21 protein-coding genes and 1 pseudogene are annotated in these 21,857 nt (G+C 38.0%); 6 read left to right on the forward strand and 16 right to left on the reverse strand.

Translation table 11 applies throughout. The annotated features are described in order from the left end of the window. Nucleotides 1-55: 55 nt before the first annotated feature. Both rimM and rpsP read right to left on the reverse strand, forming a co-directional pair. Entirely contained in the window at nucleotides 56-583 is a 528-nt protein-coding gene (gene rimM / locus ACFSAV_RS09655) for a ribosome maturation factor RimM (protein ID WP_101775519.1), read from the reverse strand. Between the two features lie 46 nt (nucleotides 584-629). Further along, complete coding sequence (rpsP, locus tag ACFSAV_RS09660) at nucleotides 630-878, reverse strand: 30S ribosomal protein S16 (RefSeq protein ID WP_101775520.1); 249 nt, start codon at nucleotides 876-878, stop codon at nucleotides 630-632. 259 nt (nucleotides 879-1,137) lie between these two features. On the opposite strand from rpsP, the gene ACFSAV_RS09665 reads away from it, so the two are divergent. Next, entirely contained in the window at nucleotides 1,138-2,175 is a 1,038-nt protein-coding gene (locus ACFSAV_RS09665) for a glycosyltransferase family 9 protein (protein WP_379099022.1), read from the forward strand. Here ACFSAV_RS09665 and yczE read toward each other — a convergent pair. Further along, on the reverse strand, nucleotides 2,128-2,796 hold the full coding sequence (gene yczE / locus ACFSAV_RS09670; RefSeq protein WP_101775734.1) for a membrane protein YczE: 669 nt from the start codon (nucleotides 2,794-2,796) through the stop codon (nucleotides 2,128-2,130). The genes ACFSAV_RS09665 and yczE overlap by 48 nt on opposite strands. Before the next feature lie 237 nt (nucleotides 2,797-3,033). On the opposite strand from yczE, the gene ACFSAV_RS09675 reads away from it, so the two are divergent. Beyond that, on the forward strand, nucleotides 3,034-4,311 hold the full coding sequence (locus ACFSAV_RS09675; RefSeq protein ID WP_101775522.1) for a NupC/NupG family nucleoside CNT transporter: 1,278 nt from the start codon (nucleotides 3,034-3,036) through the stop codon (nucleotides 4,309-4,311). A gap of 277 nt (nucleotides 4,312-4,588) precedes the next feature. Next, nucleotides 4,589-5,305, forward strand: coding sequence for a purine-nucleoside phosphorylase (gene deoD / locus ACFSAV_RS09680; protein WP_101775523.1), 717 nt, complete (start codon nucleotides 4,589-4,591; stop codon nucleotides 5,303-5,305). A gap of 69 nt (nucleotides 5,306-5,374) precedes the next feature. Here deoD and metJ read toward each other — a convergent pair whose 3' ends face one another. From metJ to uspA, 5 genes are all read right to left on the reverse strand, one after another. Beyond that, the gene (metJ, locus tag ACFSAV_RS09685; RefSeq protein WP_101775524.1) at nucleotides 5,375-5,692 is read right to left on the reverse strand and encodes a met regulon transcriptional regulator MetJ; all 318 of its coding nucleotides are present in this window, start codon (nucleotides 5,690-5,692) and stop codon (nucleotides 5,375-5,377) included. 148 nt (nucleotides 5,693-5,840) lie between these two features. Further along, complete coding sequence (gene galU / locus ACFSAV_RS09690; protein WP_101775525.1) at nucleotides 5,841-6,728, reverse strand: UTP--glucose-1-phosphate uridylyltransferase GalU; 888 nt, start codon at nucleotides 6,726-6,728, stop codon at nucleotides 5,841-5,843. Nucleotides 6,729-7,006: 278 nt separating this feature from the next. Continuing rightward, nucleotides 7,007-7,195: a carbon storage regulator CsrA gene (gene csrA, locus ACFSAV_RS09695; protein WP_049214812.1), complete on the reverse strand. Its 189-nt coding sequence runs from the start codon at nucleotides 7,193-7,195 to the stop codon at nucleotides 7,007-7,009. Nucleotides 7,196-7,329: 134 nt separating this feature from the next. Next, a complete protein-coding gene (alaS, locus tag ACFSAV_RS09700) occupies nucleotides 7,330-9,954 on the reverse strand; it encodes an alanine--tRNA ligase (RefSeq protein ID WP_379099029.1) in 2,625 nt (874 codons plus the stop codon). Nucleotides 9,955-10,193: 239 nt separating this feature from the next. Next, complete coding sequence (uspA, locus tag ACFSAV_RS09705) at nucleotides 10,194-10,619, reverse strand: universal stress protein UspA (RefSeq protein WP_101775527.1); 426 nt, start codon at nucleotides 10,617-10,619, stop codon at nucleotides 10,194-10,196. Between the two features lie 186 nt (nucleotides 10,620-10,805). Here uspA and mazG point away from each other — a divergent pair, with 186 nt between their 5' ends. Further along, nucleotides 10,806-11,600 (forward strand): nucleoside triphosphate pyrophosphohydrolase, encoded by a 795-nt coding sequence (gene mazG, locus ACFSAV_RS09710; RefSeq protein WP_379099033.1) that lies wholly within the window; start codon nucleotides 10,806-10,808, stop codon nucleotides 11,598-11,600. A gap of 89 nt (nucleotides 11,601-11,689) precedes the next feature. On the opposite strand, the gene ilvC is transcribed toward mazG, so the two are convergent. Continuing rightward, complete coding sequence (ilvC, locus tag ACFSAV_RS09715) at nucleotides 11,690-13,165, reverse strand: ketol-acid reductoisomerase (RefSeq protein ID WP_379099036.1); 1,476 nt, start codon at nucleotides 13,163-13,165, stop codon at nucleotides 11,690-11,692. 178 nt (nucleotides 13,166-13,343) lie between these two features. Here ilvC and ilvY point away from each other — a divergent pair, with 178 nt between their 5' ends. Both ilvY and rarD read left to right on the forward strand, forming a co-directional pair. After that, nucleotides 13,344-14,225: an HTH-type transcriptional activator IlvY gene (gene ilvY / locus ACFSAV_RS09720; RefSeq protein ID WP_379099039.1), complete on the forward strand. Its 882-nt coding sequence runs from the start codon at nucleotides 13,344-13,346 to the stop codon at nucleotides 14,223-14,225. A gap of 47 nt (nucleotides 14,226-14,272) precedes the next feature. Beyond that, a complete protein-coding gene (gene rarD / locus ACFSAV_RS09725) occupies nucleotides 14,273-15,148 on the forward strand; it encodes an EamA family transporter RarD (protein WP_379099042.1) in 876 nt (291 codons plus the stop codon). Nucleotides 15,149-15,191: 43 nt separating this feature from the next. Here the strand turns inward: rarD and ACFSAV_RS09730 are convergent, their stop codons facing one another. From ACFSAV_RS09730 to lsrA, 7 genes and pseudogenes are all read right to left on the reverse strand, one after another. Then, entirely contained in the window at nucleotides 15,192-15,890 is a 699-nt protein-coding gene (locus tag ACFSAV_RS09730; RefSeq protein ID WP_379099045.1) for a beta/alpha barrel domain-containing protein, read from the reverse strand. Then, complete coding sequence (gene lsrG, locus ACFSAV_RS09735) at nucleotides 15,877-16,191, reverse strand: (4S)-4-hydroxy-5-phosphonooxypentane-2,3-dione isomerase (protein ID WP_101775533.1); 315 nt, start codon at nucleotides 16,189-16,191, stop codon at nucleotides 15,877-15,879. The genes ACFSAV_RS09730 and lsrG overlap by 14 nt, the downstream gene beginning before the upstream one ends. 84 nt (nucleotides 16,192-16,275) lie before the next feature. Further along, nucleotides 16,276-17,154, reverse strand: coding sequence for a 3-hydroxy-5-phosphonooxypentane-2,4-dione thiolase (lsrF, locus tag ACFSAV_RS09740; protein ID WP_101775534.1), 879 nt, complete (start codon nucleotides 17,152-17,154; stop codon nucleotides 16,276-16,278). Nucleotides 17,155-17,168: 14 nt separating this feature from the next. Continuing rightward, nucleotides 17,169-18,185, reverse strand: coding sequence for an autoinducer 2 ABC transporter substrate-binding protein LsrB (gene lsrB, locus ACFSAV_RS09745; RefSeq protein ID WP_101775535.1), 1,017 nt, complete (start codon nucleotides 18,183-18,185; stop codon nucleotides 17,169-17,171). A gap of 31 nt (nucleotides 18,186-18,216) precedes the next feature. After that, a pseudogene (gene lsrD / locus ACFSAV_RS09750) lies at nucleotides 18,217-19,218 on the reverse strand (autoinducer 2 ABC transporter permease LsrD). Between the two features lie 12 nt (nucleotides 19,219-19,230). Next, complete coding sequence (gene lsrC / locus ACFSAV_RS09755; protein ID WP_379099050.1) at nucleotides 19,231-20,223, reverse strand: autoinducer 2 ABC transporter permease LsrC; 993 nt, start codon at nucleotides 20,221-20,223, stop codon at nucleotides 19,231-19,233. 12 nt (nucleotides 20,224-20,235) lie between these two features. Continuing rightward, the gene (gene lsrA, locus ACFSAV_RS09760) at nucleotides 20,236-21,753 is read right to left on the reverse strand and encodes an autoinducer 2 ABC transporter ATP-binding protein LsrA (protein WP_379099053.1); all 1,518 of its coding nucleotides are present in this window, start codon (nucleotides 21,751-21,753) and stop codon (nucleotides 20,236-20,238) included. Nucleotides 21,754-21,857 lie beyond the last annotated feature (104 nt).

Below are 21,857 nucleotides of genomic sequence, written 5' to 3' on the forward strand. Positions count from 1 at the left end.
AAGTTATCCTTATATCTCAAAATGCGACAACTCAAGCTAAACAGCATACCTGAGGTTAGAAACCAGCGTCCCAATCCACTTCGATAGTTTTTGTGGAGAGATCTACTCTTTTAACTACTTGTTCATACAAAAACGGGATTAACCGTTCTTGTTTCCCAAAAGCATCTTTGGCATTTGCACGCACAACTAGTACATCATTAGAACCTGTTTCCATCATCTCAGTTACAGTACCCATTGTATAGCCTTCTAGGTTAACTACATTACAGCCGATTAAATCATGCCAATAGTAGTCGCCTTCTTCGAGCGTTGGAAAAACTGCCAAATCAACGCCGATTTCAATATTAGCTAACACTTGAGCTGCCTCGCGATCATCTACATTTTTTAACTTCACGATCAAATCGTTATTGTGATAACGCCAGCTTTCTAATTCAGTTGGTTGCCATTGCCCTTTAATCTTTAAAAACCAAGGTTGGTAATCAAAAATGCTTTCAGCATGTTCTGTTGATGAATAAATACGTAACCAACCACGAATACCATAAGTTGAGCCTAATTTGCCAACTACTTCAATTCTTTGTTGTTGCATATTCATCACCTATCTCGTTCTACTGTTACTAATAAATTAGAACAAATTACGCTGCTTTTTTAGCTTCTTTCACTAAAGCAGAAACGCGATCTGATAAAGATGCACCTTTTTCTAACCACGCATTAACACGCTCTAAATCTAAGCGTAAACGCTCAGCCTTACCTGTTGCTAATGGGTTGAAAAAGCCTACGCGCTCAATAAAGCGACCGTCACGTGGTGAACGGCTATCAGCGACAACGATTTGATAGAATGGGCGTTTTTTAGCTCCGCCACGAGATAAACGAATGGTTACCATAACCTTCCTCTAAATGTTTGATTACAAAAAGAAAACTCTCAATCATCGAAGTTATCTTGAGAGTTAAACTTACTTTTTTCTCTGTATATATAGACAAAAAGCCTGTGGATCATACTCTTTTTTTAGCAAAATGCAAGAAATAAGCGTTTTAATCGGCTTATTCAGTACAGTAAAGTACACTCAATTTTTTAATTAAATTTTGCAATTAAACAAGTTAAAATATTCAGCTATCAAATTGAACAAAAGTTGAGAAGAAAAAATGCAAAAAGTGTTAGTAGTACGTAACGATAAACTTGGGGATTTTATGTTGGCTTGGCCAGCTTTTGCTATGTTGAAACAATCAAATCCTACCTTAAAACTCACCGCACTTGTTCCTCAATATACAGCTGATCTAGCACGTATTTGCCCTTATTTAGATGATGTGATTATCGACTCGGGCAAACATGCTGAGAAACCAGCCCAACTGATTACGTTACAGACAATCAAAGAAGAAAAGTTTGACGCGGCAATTAATTTTTTTTCTGACAAATATAATGCATTACTGGTTTGGAAAGCTAAAATCCCGTTCCGTTTAGCACCAGCGACTAAACTAATTCAATTCTTATATAATCATCGGATCACCCAACGACGCTCAAAATCCTTAAAACCAGAATTTGAATATAATTTAGATCTGGCTCGTGCTTTTTTACAAAAAACAGGACAACCTATTATTGAACCAATTCCACCTTATTTAACTTTTGAGCAAAGCAAAATACATCAGCAAAAAGACATGCTCGCACAGCAGTTAGGTTTAGATCTGAACCGAAAATGGATTTTTGTACATAGTGGCTCTGGAGGGTCTGCAACCAATTTATCTCTCACACAATATGCTGAATTAATCACGGGGCTATTACAACAATTGGATTGCAATATTGTTTTAACAGCTGGTCCTAATGAAAGTGAAAAAGCACATGAATTAGCCAAACTAACCAATGATAAACGTATCGTAATTTATGATAAAAATAATGGGTTAGTTGATTTTGCTCATTCATTAGCCTGCGCCGATCTCTTTATTGCAGGCTCAACTGGTCCTTTACATTTAAGTGCCGCACTCAATATTGCCACGATTGGTTTCTATCCAAGTCGTCGTTCTGCAACACCATTGCGTTGGCAACCTATCAATGCGCCAGAAAAGCACTTAGCATTCTCACCGCAAACACAAGATAAAGTCAGCCAAATGGATTTAAGCTTAATTTCAATACAAGCTGTATTAACTCAAGTTATTCCTTTTGTCAGACAAATTTGGCAAGCCAAGTAAATGAGAAAGGATAAATTGAATAACCCAGCCAATTGAAATAGCAAATAAAATTGTGCCAACACCAAGGGTCCCACCTAATATAAACCCTAACGTACAAACGGTAATTTCCATCAATGTTCGTACTACACTGACTTTTAAATGGAAACGTTGGCACAATCCAACCATTAAGCCATCTCTTGGTCCCGCACCTTGATGGCAAGTCAAATAAAAAGCAGAACCAATCCCAATTAACCAAATACCAAGAATAATATAACCAAAGCGTATAAAAAGTGCGGTCGGTTTTGGCATAAATTCTGCTGTTAAACCTAAAAACAATGCAATCACAATAACATTCAAAAGAGTCCCTAACCCCATACGAAGTTTAAGCGGCAACCATAACAGCATCACAATACAGCTGACTATAAAAGACGCCCAACCAACACTAAAGCCAATTTGTAACGAAATCCCCTGTGATAATACCGTCCAAGGCGCTGAACCAAGATCAGAAAGAAGAATCAATCCCTCTCCAATACCAAAAATAGCTAATGACAGAACAAGTACAACAAAAGGTTTAAGCTCCAATCCCCAAAATGAAGAAGCCATCCAAGGTGTTTGCGGCAACACATGAAACTTTTTTTGCATAAAAAATAAAATTAGCCAATCAATAATCATCTTTATGATAATGGAAAAAGAAAATTATCCCAATAATATTCAGGCATATCTTATTCCACTCTAAATTGAGAGCCATATCACATTTTGATGAAAATTTAAGTGTTTTTGATTATTTATGCTCCAATAAAGCAAGATTTTTAATCCAAAACACAGTAAAATTATTGACCATTATTTTTTTATTCTAACTTAGTAAAGGACTTTACAATTATGAGTACATTAATCAGTATTCTCGGTATTGTTGTATTATTAGCGATTGCTTTCTTGCTTTCTAATAATCGCAAAGCCATCAATTTACGCACTGTATTTGGTGCATTAGGTATTCAAATTGCAATTGGTGCATTAATTTTATATGTACCAGTTGGTCGTGACGCATTACTTTGGCTTTCTGATGGTATCAGTAAAGTCATCTCTTACGGTAACGAGGGTATTAGCTTCTTATTCGGTGGCTTAGTCAGCGATAAAATGTTTGAAGTATTTGGCGGCGGCGGCTTTGTTTTCGCTTTACGCGTGTTACCAATCATCGTGTTCTTCTCAGCTTTAATCTCCGTTTTGTACTACATCGGTATAATGCAATGGATCATTAAAATTATCGGCGGTGGTTTACAAACCTTGTTAGGCACTTCAAGATCAGAGTCTATGTCTGCGGCTGCAAACATTTTTGTTGGTCAAACTGAAGCACCATTAGTGGTTAAACCTTACATCAGCAAAATGACTGAATCTGAATTATTCGCAATTATGTGTGGTGGTTTAGCATCAATTGCGGGTTCTGTTATGGCAGGTTATGCTGGCATGGGCGTACCATTACCATACTTAATCGCAGCGTCATTTATGGCTGCGCCAGCGGGTTTATTATTTGCAAAAATTCTTTATCCGCAAACTGAAAAATTTAATGATGATTTAGAAAAAGTGGATTTAGAAAAACCAGCTAATATCCTTGATGCAGCCGCAGGTGGTGCATCATCAGGTATGAACTTAGCCCTTAATGTAGGTGCAATGTTAATTGCTTTTGTTGCATTAATCGCATTAATCAACGGTATCCTTGGTGGAATCGGTGGTTGGTTCAATATGCCAGAATTATCACTTGGTTTAATTTTAGGTTGGATCTTTAAACCACTGGCTTGGGTTATCGGTGTAGATTGGAACGAAGCTGAAATTGCCGGTCGTATGATTGGTACTAAATTAGCGGTAAATGAATTCGTGGGTTACTTAGACTTTACAGCCTACTTAAAAAGCGCAGCTGAAAATGCAAATATGGTCCAGCTAACTGACAAAACACAAGCTATCATCACGTTCGCGCTTTGTGGCTTTGCTAACTTCAGCTCAATCGCAATCTTAATAGGTGGCTTAGGTGCATTAGCGCCAAGCCGTCGTGGTGACATCGCACGCTTAGGAATTAAAGCAGTTATCGCAGGCTCACTAGCAAACTTAATGAGCGCAACAATTGCGGGCTTGTTTATCGGTTTAGGTGGTGTCGCATTATCATAAGAAATACGATATTATTAATGTACTAAACTAAAGCACAACACCACGACTTGTTCGTGGTGTTGTCATATAGGGGCTAAGTAAACGTTTGCTTAAAAAGAATATTCATGATTCAAGCATGACTTGCCCACAAAATTAATGAGTAACTTTATCGTTAATCAATATCCATTGAAATTAAAGTTACAATATACGTTATTACACGTATAAACCAAGGTCTGATATAAGACTTTAGCACTTATATCATCATTTTCCCTTCATTATTAACAAAGAGGAATTCAACATGACTCCACATATTAACGCTCCAGCAGGCGCATTTGCAGACGTTGTTCTAATGCCAGGCGATCCACTACGCGCAAAATACATTGCAGAAACATTCTTACAAGATGTAAAAGAAGTGACTAACGTACGTAATATGTTAGGCTACACAGGGACTTATAAAGGTCGTAAAATTTCTGTCATGGGGCATGGTATGGGTATCCCATCTTGTTCAATCTATGCGAAAGAATTAATTACAGAATATGGTGTAAAAAAAATTATTCGTGTAGGTTCTTGTGGTGCAGTACGTATGGATGTGCAATTACGTGATGTTGTCATTGGTGTTGGCGCATGTACCGATTCAAAAGTTAACCGTATCCGCTTTAAAAATCATGACTTTGCAGCAATTGCAGACTTTGACATGACAATGGCCGCAGTACAAGCAGCAAAAGCAAAAGGCGTTAATGTCCGTGTTGGTAACTTGTTCTCCGCTGATCTCTTCTATACACCAGATGTAGAAATGTTTGATGTTATGGAAAAATACGGTATTTTAGGTGTTGAAATGGAAGCAGCGGGTATCTATGGCGTAGCAGCAGAGTTTGGTGCAAAAGCATTAACAATTTGTACTGTTTCAGATCATATCCGTACTCATGAACAAACCACCGCAGAAGAGCGTCAATTAACTTTCAATGATATGATTGAAATTGCGTTAGAATCTGTATTAATTGGTGATCAAGCTTAATTTATCATCTTGAGTGAATACAAGTGCGGTTGAAATTTTAAAAATTTTGACCGCACTTTGATCTTCGACTTAATATTCCCAACTTTCAGGATCAATCCCAAGTTCACGCATCACTTTCTTTGCCTCGTCAGGAATCTCATCATGACGTTCTTTTAATAGATCTTCATCAGTCGGTAATGGCTGTCCAGTAAATGCGTGCAAAAATGCTTCGCAAAGTAACTCACTATTAGTCGCATGGCGTAAATTACGAATTTGACGGCGCGTACGTTCATTCGTCAGAATCTCTAGTACTTTAATTGGTATTGATACAGTGATTTTTTTAACCTGTTCACTCTTCTTCCCATGCTCTGCATAAGGACTAATATATTTACCATTCCAATTTGCCATTCTGTTACCCTATAAATATGCTTAATAATCATGTGGTATTTTAATGAAAAACAACAAGAATGACAATCTAGCCGTTAAGATAGCTAGATATCTGTCTAAAAGAAAAGGCACCACAAAGGATGCCTAAAAAGAAAAGAATAAGCTGATATTAAAGCGATTTTACTAACTGTTTTAAATATGCTTTAAATGGTTGACCTAATTTTTCATGCTGCAAACCATATTCAACAAATGCCTGCATATAACCAATTTTATCGCCACAATCAAAAGTTTTACCTGTCATGTGAAAGGCTTCAACAGTTTCTTTTTCAATTAACATATCAATCGCATCAGTTAATTGAATTTCATCACCAACACCAATTGGAGTTTTTTCAAGTAAATCCCAAATTGCAGCAGAGAAGACATAACGTCCCACTACTGCTAAATTAGATGGTGCCTTATCGAGGCTTGGCTTTTCTATAATATTATTAATTTTAGCACTATCACCATTAGTTAAAGTAGCGCTGCCACAATCAACAATACCATAGCTACTCACATCCTTCTCTGCAACTGGTGCTACCATGATTTGACTGATTTGCGTTTCTTTAAAGCGTTTTACCATCGCAGCTAAATTCTCGCGTTTTTGATCTGCCGAAAAATCAGCCAATAAGACATCTGGCAAAATCACTGCAAAAGGTTCATTTCCCACAACAGGACGCCCGCATAATACTGCATGCCCTAATCCTTTTGCATTACCTTGACGTACATGCATAATCGTCACATCTTTCGGACAAATTGAACGAACTTCATCTAAAAGTTGACGTTTCACACGTTTCTCAAGCATGGTTTCCAATTCAAATGATGTATCAAAATGATTTTCAATCGCATTTTTTGAAGAATGTGTGACCAAGACAATTTCTTTCATACCTGCTGCAACACATTCATTAACAACATATTGAATCAATGGCTTATCCACCAACGTTAGCATTTCTTTTGGAATTGCTTTTGTAGCAGGTAGCATACGAGTCCCTAAACCTGCAACGGGGATAATCGCTTTCATTCTTTTTCCTTTTGTTAATAGCAATATAGAAACAATTTTAAACGCTTAAAAAATCATTGCTATGATTACTATATATATGTTTTTTCATCGGCTCTGAGCTATAATTCGTACAAAGCAACAAATGCTCAATATAATCACTTAAATAAATGCCCCACTAACAATGATTACCTTAGGCTTTAGCATTACCATAACGTCCGCCCTATACGATATCATTTACATTTCAACTCAACCTCACCCAACTAAGAATATTTAAATTAATCTTGTTATTAAATATCCGTTCATTCAGGTTGCTGCGGCTCATCTAATGCCTGTTTAATACGTTGGTAAATCTCTTCTCTATGAACAGAAACATCTTTAGGGGCCTTGATTCCAATTTTTACTTGATTTCCTCGTATATTTAGAATCGTGATAGAAATATCATCGCCGATGAGTAAGCTTTCGCCAACTTTACGGGTTAAGATTAGCATATGAACTCCTCACCTTTTTATAGTTTATGCAAAATTCCTGTTTGCTTACAACATCCCTATCTTACATATCGAAACTACTCACTTCGCTGTTTTGCGCTTAGCGTATAAAACAATTCTGAAGTGAAAGTGTTATACTACAAGTTTGCTTTTAGCCATTCTGCGCCAACAGATAATGCTTGATCCACATTATCAACTTGCGTACCACCAGCCATCGCCATATCTGGACGACCACCACCTTTACCACCAACTTGTTGTGCTAACACATTGACTAACTCGCCTGCTTTCACTTTGCTAGTTAAATCATTTGTCACACCTGCAATTAAATTGACCTTGCCATCGACCACAGAGGCAAACACAATGACTGCTGAACCAAGTTGATTTTTCAAATCGTCAACCATAACACGTAGCGATTTGGCCTCAACACCATCAAGTTTCTGAATAATGACAGAAACATCATTAATTTTAACTGCACTTTTCGCTAAATCAGACCCTACCTGCATCGCAGCTTTTTCTTTCAAAATTTGTAACTCTTTTTCAGCTTTTTTCGACTTATCTTGTAACTGCTGAATTTTCTCTACAACTGAATTGACATCCGATTTCAATAAATCGGCACTTTGCGTTAGCAATGCTTGTTGCTGATGTAACCAACAAATCGCATTTTCACCAGTAATAGCTTCAATACGACGAATCCCTGCTGCAATAGCAGTTTCTGTGGTGATTTTAAATAAACCAATATCACCGGTACGTTTGGCATGGATACCGCCACAAAGTTCAATAGAAAAATCACCCATTGTCAAAACACGTACTTGATCGGCATATTTCTCACCAAATAATGCCATCGCACCTTTTGCTTTTGCAGCTTCAAGCTCCATCAGCTCAGTTTGAATAGGATGGTTAGCACGAATTTGCTGATTGACAATACGTTCAATTTCAAACAATTGTTCTTTACTAATCGCTTCTGGATGCGCAAAATCAAAACGTAATGCAACATCTGAAACTAACGAACCTTTTTGAACAACATGTGTACCTAGCACCTGACGTAATGCAGCATGTAATAAATGGGTCGCTGAATGGTTTAGTGAAGTCTGATTACGACATGCCACATCAACTACTGCATTGACAGATTGCCCAACTGCCAAACTACCACTCACTAGCTCACCAATATGCCCAAAAACTTGACCATATTTTTGCGTATCTTTCACATCAAATGAGAAACCTTGACCAGCTAGTCGACCACTATCACCAATTTGTCCGCCAGATTCAGCATAGAACGGCGTATTTTCTAAAATAACCACCGCACTTTGACCAGCCTCGATACGTTCTACTGGCTTGCCTTCTGCAAAAAGTGCGGTCACTTTTGCTAAAGATTCAGACTCAGTATAACCTTCAAAGGTTGTCGTACCTTCAACGCGGATCACATTATTGTAATCCATACCAAATTGGCTCGCTGATTGTGCACGCAAACGTTGCGCTTCCATTTCACGCTCAAAACCAGCCTCATCAATTGTAATATGACGTTCACGACACACATCTGCCGTAAGATCTAATGGGAAACCATAAGTGTCATATAACTTAAACGCCACTTCACCAGAAAGCACACCATTTTGCACATTAGCTAATGCATCATCTAACAATGCCAAACCACGCTCCAAAGTACGAGCAAACTGCTCCTCTTCTAAACGTAATAACTTTTCAACATTAGCCTGCTTTTCTTTTACTTCAACCCCCGCTTCTGCCATGACATCAATTAAGGTTGGCACTAATTTATAGAAAAATGCTTCCTTAGCACCTAATAAATTACCATGACGTACAGCACGACGAATGATACGACGCAATACATAACCACGACCTTCATTTGATGGAATGACACCATCAGCGATTAAATACGCACATGAACGAATATGGTCAGCAATTACACGTAATGATTTATTATTGAGATCTTTTTCACCTGTTAACTCAGAAACTTTAGCAATTAATTTTTGGAAAATATCAATTTCATAGTTTGAATTAACATGTTGTAATACTGCACTAATGCGTTCTAATCCCATACCTGTGTCAACGGAAGGTTTTGGTAACGGTTCCATTGTACCATCAGAATGACGATTAAACTGCATAAAAACGATATTCCAAATTTCGATATAACGATCACCATCTTCCTCAGGCGATCCCGGAGGTCCCCCCCAAATATGTTCGCCATGGTCATAAAAGATTTCCGTACAAGGTCCACAAGGTCCAGTATCACCCATAGCCCAAAAGTTATCAGAGGCGTACGGCGCCCCTTTATTATCACCAATACGAACAATGCGCTCCGCTGGAACACCCACTTCTTTATTCCAAATATCATAGGCTTCATCGTCAGTTGCATAAACGGTTACCCACAATTTTTCTTTCGGTAAGGCTAACCAACGTGGCGAAGTCAAAAATTCCCAACCAAAGTGGATGGCATCTTTTTTAAAATAATCACCAAAACTGAAATTGCCGAGCATCTCAAAAAAAGTATTATGGCGTGCGGTATAACCGACATTTTCTAAATCATTATGTTTACCACCAGCACGAACACAACGCTGCGCTGTTGTTGCTCGTGAATAAGAACGTTTATCCATACCTAAAAAAACGTCTTTAAATTGGTTCATTCCTGCGTTTGTAAATAATAAAGTTGGATCATTGTCAGGAACAAGTGAGCTACTTGCTACAATCTGATGTCCTTTAGTATGGAAAAAATCAAGAAAAGATTGTCTAATTTCTGCTGTTGTTTTCATTTATATATAAGCCTTGCTTTTCATATTATTTTAAATAACTAATAACAATACGATTAAAAGTTAGTCTACTTATTCTTGCATATTTTTGGCATTTATAAAAAGGCTTTTTCTATTAAAAATAAAGATTTTTTTACCTCTTAAAGCCTACAAAAAAACCAACCGCACTTCAATGATCTAATCAAAGTGCGGTTAAATTTTTACAAACTTTTTACAAAAGTTTAATTATCAATAAGACGACCCTATTCATCACGTAATGGCACGACTAACATATCTACCGAAATGCTATTCATTACTTGACGTGTCGAAGACATTAGTTTACTCCAAAAGTCTTGATGATGACCAGTAACAAGCAAGTCAACATCGTATTTTTCGATAGCATCGGCTAATACTTGACCTAAATCGCCACTACCACTAAGTTTTTCAGTCACTGGGTAACTTGCATTTTCAGCTAAATGTACCAATGTTTGCTGCGTTTCAGTAGAAATACGATCTTGCATTGATGCCATATTGACATCAATCAATCCCGTATAAAGATCAGAAAAGTTCACATCAACGTGAATAATTGATAATTTCGCCTCATTCCGTCTTGCTACGCCAGCTGCTTTTTCCAATAAAAATTGACTTTCATCAGAAAGATCTACCGCTACTAATACGTGTTTATACATAATAAACTCCTTATCTGATCGAGGGGGTTAGTCATGAATCAAAGCTATCATAACACCGCTCCATAAAAAAAAGTATGCACTAGATCACGTTTTAAAGAAGTTTTCCTGTTAATCTAAAATTCCACTTCTGCCCTAAAAAGTTATACTATGATAAATCTCAATGTTTTTTTAAAAGGTCTCACAACAATGACACATTCAATTCAAGATTTTGTAAAATTGATTGCCCAACTACGCAATCCAAATGGAGGATGCCCTTGGGATCTCAAACAAAATTATCAAACTATGATTCCTTGCTTAACTGAAGAAACCTATGAAGTCATCGAAGCCATCCAACAAAATAATATGCAAGACCTAAAAGAAGAACTCGGTGATCTTTTATTACAAGTGGTCTTCTTTAGCCAGCTAGCCACAGAAGAGGAGTATTTTACCTTCGATGATGTAGTGAATGCAATTTCTAGTAAAATTATTCGCCGCCATCCCCATGTTTTCGGCAATAAAAATGCGAATAATGCACAAGATGCCTTACAAAATTGGAATGAAATCAAAGCTCAAGAAAATAAAGAGAAAGGGCAAACTTCAATTTTAGATAATATTCCTCATGCTTTTCCAGCACTAATGCGAGCAGAAAAACTCCAAAAACGTTGCTCAAAAGTGGGCTTTGATTGGAATGACATCAATCAAGTGATTGAAAAAATTAAAGAAGAACTTGACGAAGTACAACAGGAAATCAATCAAAAAAATCAACAACAAACTAAAATTGAAGAAGAAATTGGTGATTTATTATTTGCCGTAGTGAATCTCAGCCGCCATTTGCAGTGTCAACCAGAAGAAAGCTTACGCAAAGCTAATCATAAATTTGAGCAACGTTTCCGCGCAGTTGAAAACAAACTTAAAAAGCATAATAAAACCTTTGCACAAAGCTCATTAATGGAAATGGATTTACTTTGGGATGAAGTCAAACAAGAAGAAAAAGCAAGTTAAGCATGAGTTAAAGTGCGGTCTATTTTTGAAAAATTTTGATACAAAAAACCAGCCATTGTTATGGCTGGTTTGCTTTGCACAGACATTTATTAATTTGATGAAATACGCTTCATATCTGTCATATAGCCACGTAATTCTTGACCAACTAATTCAATCGGATGATTGCGAATGGCCTCATTCACATCACGTAAAGTAATATTATCAATTTCTACTGCTGGCGTCGGCTCACCGATATCACCACGCTCCAATATTGGCATGATTTCTTTAGCCAAAATTGGCGTTGCAACATTGGCAAATAAGTAATTACCATACTCAGCAGTATCTGAAATCACCACATTCATTTCATATAAACGCTTACGTGCAATTGTATTCGCAATTAATGGTAACTCATGTAGTGATTCATAGTAGGCAGATTCTTCATAAATACCACTAGCGACCATAGTATCAAAGGCGAGTTCCACACCGGCTTTCACTAGCGCAACCATTAATACACCATGATCAAAATACTCTTGTTCACTGATTTTGCCTTCATATTTTGGCGCATTCTCAAAAGCCGTTTTACCCGTTTCTTCACGCCATTTAAGAAGATTGGCATCGCCATTTGCCCAATCTGCCATCATCGTCGCTGAAAACTCACCACTAATAATATCATCCATATGTTTTTCAAATAAAAACGCCAATTTTTCTTTAATTTGCTCTGAAAGCTCAAACGCACGTAATTTGGCTGAATTGGATAAACGATCCATCATCAAAGTGATACCACCTTGTTTTAATGCTTCAGTAATCGTTTCCCAACCGTATTGGATTAATTTACCTGCATAAGCGGGATCTTTGCCATCTGCAACAAGTTTGTCATAACACACTATCGAACCTGCTTGTAACATACCGCACAGAATGGTTTGCTCACCCATTAAGTCAGATTTCACTTCTGCCACAAATGAAGATTCAAGTACACCAGCACGATGACCACCCGTAGCTGCAGCCCAAGCTTTGGCAATTTCTAATCCATCACCATTTGGGTCATTTTCAGGGTGAACCGCAATCAAAGTCGGTACACCAAAGCCACGTTTATATTCTTCGCGTACTTCTGTACCCGGACATTTTGGTGCGACCATAACAACAGTGATATCGTTACGGATTTGTTCGCCTACCTCCACAATATTTAAACCATGTGAATAACCTAAAGCTGCGCCTTGTTTCATTAATGGCATCACATCTACAACGACTTTTGAGTGTTGTTTATCTGGCGTTAAGTTAACCACTAAATCTGCACTTGGAATGAGTTCTTGATAAGTGCCAACTTTAAAACCATTTTCTGTCGCACGTTGGAATGAGGCACGTTTTTCCGCAATTGCCTCTGCACGTAATGCATAGCTAATATCTAAACCCGAATCGCGCATATTTAACCCTTGATTAAGCCCTTGCGCGCCACAGCCGACGATAACAATTTTCTTACCTTTTAAATAATTTGCTTCATTTGCAAATTCATTACGATCCATGAAACGACAACGCCCCAATTGATCTAATTGTTGGCGTAAATTTAATGTGTTGAAATAGTTAGCCATTGTTGTGTCCTTAAATTTAATGTTGTGTGTTGATATGATGTTATGTTTGCATATTATTTGTACTTTACTTTGATTATAGTGATTTTTATGATTGCGTAAATTGATATTATTGGTATCTTATGTTGCAATTAATGCAATATAAAAGCTACTTGATACGATATGTTGGAAACCTTACAAATTGAACTTCACTGATCTCAAACTTTTTCTTCACTTGTATGAAACTAGAAACTTCGCTAAAACGGCGTTGCAAAACCATATGTCGCCTTCTACGCTATCGCGCCAAATTCAGCGTATGGAAGAGGAGTTAGGGCAGGCGTTATTCCTTCGCGATAATCGTCAAGTAGTACTCACTGATGCTGGTGAACAATTCCTTCCTTTCGCACAACAAAGTTGGGCAGAATGGCAACAAATAAAACAACAACTACGCTACAATCCGACTCAAGCGCTCAGTGGTGAACTCAAGATTTTCTGTTCAGTCACCGCAGCTTATAGCCATTTACCCAATATATTAGAAAAATTTCGTGTGCGTTATCCTAAAGTCGAGATTCAGCTCACTACTGGCGATCCAGCAGCGGCATTACAACAAGTACAAACTCAACAAGTGGATCTTGCGCTGGCAGGACGACCTAAAAATTTGCCAAGCAGTGTGGCATTTCATTATATCGACGACATTAGCCTTTCGCTCATTGCTCCTCGTATTGCCTGCCAAGCGACGCAATTGTTACAAAAAACACCTATTGACTGGCAGCAAATTCCGTTTATTTTGCCTGTAGAGGGACCTGCACGTCAGCGCATTGATCAGTGGTTTAAGCAACAAAAAATTAAACATCCCAAAATTTATGCCACTGTCGCAGGTCATGAAGCTATTATGCCAATGGTTGCACTCGGCTGTGGAGTAGCAATGCTACCTGATGTGGTAATTAAAAATAGCCCAATGAATAGCCAAATCTCAATATTGCATTTAAACACGCCTGTAGAACCTTTTGAGCTCGGTATCTGTGTACAGAAAAAATGTTTGGTACAACCATTAGTACGTGCATTTTGGCAAGCGCTAGCGTAAAGTGGCGAAAGTGCGCTAGGACTTTGAAACGTGTTGAGAGTAAGCTTATGTTAAAAGGGATAATGTTATCGTTGTCAGCTTCTGTACTATTTGGTTATTTATACTATTTTTCCACTTTGCTATTGCCATTAAATGGCGAAGATATTTTCGGATTTCGAATCATTTTTACTCTCCCTTTCGTCATCGCTGCTGTTTTTCTATTTAAACAAAAAGCTGCTGTGCTTGGTTATATTGAACGAATCAAACAACAACCCTTACTGATTTTAGGCTTCTTATTTAATTCTGCCATGATGGGAATTCAAATTTGGTTATTCTTATGGGCACCCAATAATGGCAGTGCACTAAGCGTGTCTTTTGGCTACTTACTTTTACCTTTAGTCATGGTTTTAGTTGGGCGCATTATTTTCAAAGAACATATTTCGAGAGTAAAATTTCTTGCGGTTGCCGTAGCAGCAATTGGTGTATTTTCCAATATTGTGCTAAAAGGTGGGCTTTCTTGGGAAGCACTCTTAGTGAGTATCGGCTACAGCACCTATTTTGCTACACGAAAAATACTCAAAATTAATGATCTTGCTGGTTTTTGCATCGAAATGACGCTTTTATTACCCATTTGCATTTATTTTGCTACACAGGTCGATCTCAATACTGTTCGGCAAGCCAATCCAAATATTTTCATCTTGCTGGTATTGCTTGGGCTAATTAGTGGTGTCGCACTGAACACTTATATCCTTGCAAGTAGCTTGTTACCAATCAATGTACTGGGTTTATTAGGTTACGCAGAACCTATTATGATGCTATTTGTTTCATTCTTAATTGGTGAACAGCTGGATAGCGCTACTTATCCGCTCTTTATTTGCTTAATTATTTCGATGCTATTATTTATGAGCGAAGGGCTTATTCGGTTGAAACGACGATATAAATAGAAATAAAAAAATACCGCTATAACATGCGGTATTTTTTATCACATCAATTGTGAATGAAAGCTGTTTTCCACTGTAAAAGCGTTTGTTGCAAGTCATCATGACTAAACAAAGCGCTACCAGAAACAACCCAATCAATGCCAAGTGGATAGAGCTGTGCAGCAAGAGTCAAGTTCATGGAACCATCAACAGCAATGAGTTTTTCAGCGCGTATTTCCTTTAACATTTCTATTAGCACACCAATCCGCTCAACGATATATTGTTGCTCCGCTTTTATACCCGTTCTTGGATCCAGTGTGAGGACCTGAATAAGATCAATTTTGTTTAAATAAGGAATTAATGACACCAACTCTGTTTCAGGACATAGCGTCAGTCCAATTAAGCATTCTGGGTAATGTGTAGCAAGATAATCTATAGTAGTGGCTAATGTTTCGCTCTGTTCAATTTGCAAAGTAATAATATCAGCGCCTGCTTTTGCACAATCTTTTGCAACATTAAAAGGATCTTTTACCATTAAATGTACATCTTTGATAAAAGGTGAGGGAAATTGTTTTACTGCGATAGCACCTACAGTAAAAAAAGGTGAAAACTGCCCATCTCCAATATCAAAATGTAATAAATAATGTTGCTGCGCTGATAACGTCGCCAGTGTATCAGGCAGCTTCAACCAATCAGATGCTAAAATTCCAATACTTATTGATTGTGTTTTTAAGCGCTGAATTAATTGTGATTTATTTACATTCATTCGTTAAATTCTCAGGCATGACCCAATCAAAAATCTTTTTACTTCTTGCACCGGTCATGATCGGTTCCAACTCTGCAACACAACGATGATAATGCGCAGTCTTACGATGTGCTTCTAAGGCTTGTTCATTAACATAAACCTCATAAGCATAAAAACGTGTTTTTACTTCGGGATCACGTAATACATCAAAACGCAAATTACCCGGTTCCTGTCTGGTCCCAATATGGTTTCGTGCAAAAACTTCTAGAAACTCTTGCTCTTTACCTTCTTTAATATTAATTTCCACTAACATTGCAAACATAGTTGACTCCCTAAACGAAGGAAAATGAGTTGAAAAGAGCGGTCTGTTTTTTCCAAATTTCAACCGCTCTTTTTGGCTTGTTAACTAGTGATTTTTCTCATCAAGATAAAGCTGATAAGCTTTTTCTGCGGTTTCACCACCATGCACCACAGCATGAACCGCCTTCAACATGGCAATTGGTGCTTCAGATTGGAAAATATTACGTCCCATATCCACTCCCAACGCACCTTGATCAATCGCTTGATAGCACATTTCTAACGCATCACGTTCTGGTAATTTCTTACCACCTGCAATCACGATTGGCACTGGACAACCTGCCGTAATACGTTCAAAGCCTTGATCAACGTAATAAGTTTTAATGATGTGTGCGCCCATTTCTGCTGCAATACGCGTTGCTAGCGAGAAATAACGCTGGTCACGCGCCATATCTTTACCTACGCCCGTCACTGCCATTGTTGGCATGCCATATCTTGTACCTTGATCGACTAATTGAATAATATTCTTAATCGATTGGTGCTCATATTCCGATCCAATATAAACTTGTGCTGCCATTGCTGATACATTTAAACGTAGTGCATCTTCTACCGAAACAGCCACTGCTTCATTAGAAAGTTCAGTTAAAATGGAGTTCGCACCTGAAGCACGTAATACGACTGGCTTACGCGTATCAGGCGGTACAACGCTACGTAAAATACCGCGTGTACACATTAATACATCCGTATATTCAAACAATGGAGCAATATGTAAATCAATTCGCTCTAAACCTGTGGTTGGTCCTTGGAAATACCCATGGTCAAAAGCTAACATGATTGTTTTACCGGTTTTTGGATTAAAAATATCTGCCAAACGAGATTGCATTCCCCAATCCAATGCACCTGATCCTTTTAAATAAAAGGCGTTATGTCGTTGTGGTCGATCTAAACCAAAGTCTTTACCATCTTTGATATCATCTAAATCTGCCATTTACTTCTCCTCAATTAGAAATTGTAGTTATCAATATTCTCTTTGGTGAATACGACGCGTTCTGGTAAAAGAATAATCCCGTTACCTTTCGCTTCATATTCATAACCTTGAACTTTGTTTGGCGATACTTCAACAGTACCAATACCTTGAACTTCTACTTTATCACCTACGTTTAAGGCTTTGCCTTTTAATAAATCATTTGCTACTGCAATTGAAATTTTACCTTGTTGTACTACATCCCACAGACCGAACTGTTTCACTGTGCCACGTTTTACGTATGGGCGCATCACATTTGGTGTACTGAAACCAACAATGACAACATTATTCACTTTTAAGTTTTCCGCCGCTTGTGCCGCAGCAGGTAATGCATTGGCATCTGGTGCAATAATGGCATCAAGATCTGGGTATGCTTTTAAAATCCCTTCTGCCGTTTGTAACGATTTAATCGCATCGTTATACCCAAATTGAGTAGTCACAATTTCCCATTCAGGATGATCTTTCGCAATTTTAGCTTTGGCTTCTTTTACCCATTGGTTTTGGTCAGTCACAGTTGGACTTGAATAGAAAAAGGCGACTTTCGCTTTTGCTTTGCTAATTTGACTGGATGCCATTTCCACTAACATCGAACCTAATTGCTCTGGTGTACCTTGATTGATGTAATGACTGCGACATTCAGGCTTAGTATCAGAGTCCCAAGTCAACACTTTTACACCACGTTTCATCGCACGTTGTAAAGTAGAACATAAACCATCTGGCGATACTGCAGAAACAACAATCGCGTTATAACCTTGGTTAACAAAGTTATTAATTAATTGCACTTGGTTAGACACACTTGGTTCTGTTGGACCATCATAAGTGACGTCTACGCCCAGTGTTTTACCCATTTCTGTTGCACCTTGTCCACCACTGGTGAAAAATCCAACACCTACTAATTTCGGGATGAAAGCAATACGATCAGCTGCTTGTGCTGTTGCTAAAGTCGATAACCCAACAGCAATAGCAAGTGCGGTCGCTTTTAATTGATTTTTCATAGTTAATTCTCCTTCGTTTTGGATCTGAACATTAATGATTTGACTCGCTTTTCGTTTTTCGATAAATCCATTGCACAATGGCACCGTAGTGCAAACTGATCGATTTGCCGATTAAAACGATAATGAGTAACGCACCTGATAATGCACTGGATATTTCATTTGAAACACCGACCATTTACAGACCTTGTTGCAAATATCCAATCAGAAGTGCAGCAATTGCTGTGCCAACAATAGAACCTGAGCCACCATAAATATTGGCGCCGCCCAGTACAACTGCCGTCAAGACAGGCATTAATAAAGAACTCCCGAGATCAGAACGTGCCGAACCAAAATAAGACACTAATAGAATCGCGACAAAAGCAGCGATAATACCGAGCGCGGAATAAATGATATAAAGTGTACGCTGAATAGGGACCGCACTATAACGTGAAGTCCGCTCACTTTGACCAATTAAGAAAATACTACGACCTATAGTTGTTTTATGCATTAATAACCAAAACAACAGTGTCATGATTAAAAAGTAAATAATGGGTGTTGGAATGCCAAATAAAGTTTGGTTCGCAAATTCTAATAAGCTATCTGGAAATCCGCCAATACCTTCATAACCCGTAGCACCAGCAAAGCCTGACAGTAATAACGCACCACCACCAAACAGATACATTGTCCCTAGCGTAATAACTAACGGATTGACTTTGGTATAAAGAATTAAACTTGCATTAATCACACCGCATAACATACCAGTCACAAAAGTAAGTGGAATTGCCAATACTAACGGTACATCGGCTTTAAATAGCACCCCTAATAAAATTGCGCAAAGTCCAACTGTCGAACCAAAGGAAATATCCATCCCTCCAGAAACAATAATCATTGTTAAAGGAAGCGCTAGCATACCGATATAAATAAAATCACTGGTACTATAGAGTAAGACATTCACATCCAGCATACGCGGGTTAAATAGACCAAAACCCAAAATTTCAATGATGACTAAACAAAATAAGGCAATTTCCCAACTGTATTTTTTTAAATTAAACATCGTTCCTTCTCCTTATTTCGTTGTATTTGCATCATCTTTCAAGAAACGTGCGTAACGTTGTAGTTTAATGTTTTTACTAATCATCACACGTATCCGCCCATCAAAGACTAATACCACTAGCAATACCAAACCTGCGACAAAGTTATTCCAATAAGCAGGGACTTTTAACAAGACCAAAATAGAATCGATTTGAATCAGAAAATAGGCGCCAAGTACTGCGCCGATAATATTCCCTGCCCCGCCAAGTAAACTAATTCCACCTAATACACAAGCCGCAATCGCTTTCATTTCTAAGCCATTACCTGTTGAATTTGGTACAAAACCAATTTGTGAGGCGAACACGATGCCAGCCAATGCCGCCATCGTACCATTAATGGCAAATGCGGCTATACGCACTTGATCTACTCGCACGCCAAGTTGCAATGCACCTTGTAAGTTATCTCCTACTGCATAAAAATCACGTCCTAACTTCATTTTAGTTAAGAAAAAATAGGTCAGACCAATCAAAGCTAGTAATACCCAACCAATCGGTGAAATACCTAAAAATGCAGGTGCAGAAAGGGTTTTAAGATCTTGTGGTAAGCCTTCAATCCATTTCCCACCTGTAATTAACAACATAATCCCTTTATACAATCCTAAGGTACCTAAAGTCGCAACAATGGCAGGAATACGCAATAAGGTCACTAACACACCATTAAATAAACCTGCGAAGAATCCGCAACACAAAGTAATAACAAAAGCACTTGCCCCGAAACTTGCATTTAATAAGCTGCCCGCAATGACGGCGCATAATCCCATTGTTGAACCAACAGAAACATCGATATTACGCGTCAGAATGACAAAGGTCGCCCCAATTGCTAGCAAAATCACAATTTGTGCAGAATTAAAAATCATGGCTAATGTCTGTAAATGAAAGCCATTTCCACCAAATCCCAACAACAAAAAGAGCAAAACAATCGCAAAGACGATGGTTAATTCACGGTTATTTTGTATAAATTTCCACATGCCTTGCTCTCCTTATGCGCTTGCGCCGCCAAATGCCATGTTCATAATGTTATTTGTATTAATCGCCTCACCAACAAGCGACTCACTAACATGTCCATCATGCATCACTAACACACGCTGGGACATTTTCTCGATTTCTTCTAAATCAGAGGAAATAAACAACACTGCCACATTTTGTTTCGCCACACTCTGGATTAATTGATAAATATCCGCCCGCGCCCCTACATCAACACCACGAGTCGGTTCATCCACAATCAGTAACGCTGGATTTGCCTCCAAACATTTTGCAATTAAGACTTTTTGTTGATTACCGCCTGATAAAGTTCTTGCTGCTTGTTGCTCATCATTAAACTTGATCCCAATGGCACGGTGATAACGCTCTAAAATCGCACTTTCTTTTGCGGTATTAATCCAAAAGCCCATATTGTTATAGGTCAACCCACACGCATTCCAAGTCAATGGTGCATCTAAATATAAACCTGATGCTTGTCTATCTTCAGGTAAATACACAATACCTTGTTGTAAACGTGCTTTAATGTTCAACTGACTAATTTCTTGACCATCAAACAAAATCTCGCCACATTTCTTTTGGCGTAACCCATATATGGTTTCTGCTAACTCAGTACGTCCAGCACCTACCACGCCAGCTAGTCCTAAAATTTCACCTGGATAGATTTCTAAAGATACATCTTTAAACCCTTCCCCTGTTAACCCTTTGATAGTTAAAATTGGTTTATCTTTCGACTTAATTCGATTATGACCCGGTAGTTCTAACCACAGTTTTTGTGATTCAGTTAAACTGGTTGATTTTGCTTTTGGTGTAATGGCACTAATGACCTCATCACGATTAAGGGTTTCCGTTTTGCCTGCTAATGCAATATAACCATCGCGCATAACACTAATGCGCTGTGAAATCTGCCACACTTCAGGCAGCTTATGAGAAATAAAGACAATACCAACTCCTTTCATTTGTAAGGAATGAATTTTCTTGAAAAAATTGTCTGTTTCCGCAGGTGTTAACGATGCCGTAGGTTCATCTAAAATTAAAATATCCGCATTACGCATCAAACCACGCATAATTTCTACAATCTGTTGATCAGCGACTTCAAGTAAACCCGCTTGCATATCAAGCCTTAAATGAGAATTAAGGTCAGTCAAAAGTGCGGTCAGTTTTTTCTCATTTTCAACATCTTGCGGTAAACCAAATAAAATATTTTCCTTTACTGTCAAATTCGGAAATAACAAAGGCTCTTGAGGGACAAGATAAATACCCAGTTGGTGAGCCTTATTTGGCGAAAGATCCGTTTGACGCTTACCTTTGATTATCAATTCACCACTGTCTTGAGGTTGAATGCCGGCAATGATTTTCATCAATGTCGATTTACCTGCACCATTCCCTCCCAAAAGAGCATGGACTTCGCCTGCATATAATGAGAAATCGATTGCTTTTAAGACTTCAACCCCAGAGAAAGATTTGCTGATATTACGTGCATCTAATAAACATGTGTGATCTAAATTGGCAGATTGCATAATTAATCTCTTCTTCACAAATTGAACAAATGATTTTTAAACTTATCATTTGTTAATTATCTTAATCATTCCCTACCAATATTTCCGCGATCCAGATCACAAAA

Source organism: Pasteurella oralis (assembly GCF_042681465.1).
In the GTDB taxonomy this organism is placed as follows: Bacteria; Pseudomonadota; Gammaproteobacteria; order Enterobacterales; family Pasteurellaceae; genus Pasteurella; species Pasteurella oralis.

Coding starts and splice junctions, on each gene's coding strand:
- rimM (WP_101775519.1), bottom strand. CDS start 583: ATGCAACAACAAAGAATTGAAGTAGTTGGCAAATTAGGCTCAACTTAT.
- rpsP (WP_101775520.1), bottom strand. CDS start 878: ATGGTAACCATTCGTTTATCTCGTGGCGGAGCTAAAAAACGCCCATTC.
- ACFSAV_RS09665 (WP_379099022.1), top strand. CDS start 1,138: ATGCAAAAAGTGTTAGTAGTACGTAACGATAAACTTGGGGATTTTATG.
- yczE (WP_101775734.1), bottom strand. CDS start 2,796: ATGCAAAAAAAGTTTCATGTGTTGCCGCAAACACCTTGGATGGCTTCT.
- ACFSAV_RS09675 (WP_101775522.1), top strand. CDS start 3,034: ATGAGTACATTAATCAGTATTCTCGGTATTGTTGTATTATTAGCGATT.
- deoD (WP_101775523.1), top strand. CDS start 4,589: ATGACTCCACATATTAACGCTCCAGCAGGCGCATTTGCAGACGTTGTT.
- metJ (WP_101775524.1), bottom strand. CDS start 5,692: ATGGCAAATTGGAATGGTAAATATATTAGTCCTTATGCAGAGCATGGG.
- galU (WP_101775525.1), bottom strand. CDS start 6,728: ATGAAAGCGATTATCCCCGTTGCAGGTTTAGGGACTCGTATGCTACCT.
- csrA (WP_049214812.1), bottom strand. CDS start 7,195: ATGCTAATCTTAACCCGTAAAGTTGGCGAAAGCTTACTCATCGGCGAT.
- alaS (WP_379099029.1), bottom strand. CDS start 9,954: ATGAAAACAACAGCAGAAATTAGACAATCTTTTCTTGATTTTTTCCAT.
- uspA (WP_101775527.1), bottom strand. CDS start 10,619: ATGTATAAACACGTATTAGTAGCGGTAGATCTTTCTGATGAAAGTCAA.
- mazG (WP_379099033.1), top strand. CDS start 10,806: ATGACACATTCAATTCAAGATTTTGTAAAATTGATTGCCCAACTACGC.
- ilvC (WP_379099036.1), bottom strand. CDS start 13,165: ATGGCTAACTATTTCAACACATTAAATTTACGCCAACAATTAGATCAA.
- rarD (WP_379099042.1), top strand. CDS start 14,273: ATGTTAAAAGGGATAATGTTATCGTTGTCAGCTTCTGTACTATTTGGT.
- ACFSAV_RS09730 (WP_379099045.1), bottom strand. CDS start 15,890: ATGAATGTAAATAAATCACAATTAATTCAGCGCTTAAAAACACAATCA.
- lsrG (WP_101775533.1), bottom strand. CDS start 16,191: ATGTTTGCAATGTTAGTGGAAATTAATATTAAAGAAGGTAAAGAGCAA.
- lsrF (WP_101775534.1), bottom strand. CDS start 17,154: ATGGCAGATTTAGATGATATCAAAGATGGTAAAGACTTTGGTTTAGAT.
- lsrB (WP_101775535.1), bottom strand. CDS start 18,185: ATGAAAAATCAATTAAAAGCGACCGCACTTGCTATTGCTGTTGGGTTA.
- lsrC (WP_379099050.1), bottom strand. CDS start 20,223: ATGTGGAAATTTATACAAAATAACCGTGAATTAACCATCGTCTTTGCG.
- lsrA (WP_379099053.1), bottom strand. CDS start 21,753: ATGCAATCTGCCAATTTAGATCACACATGTTTATTAGATGCACGTAAT.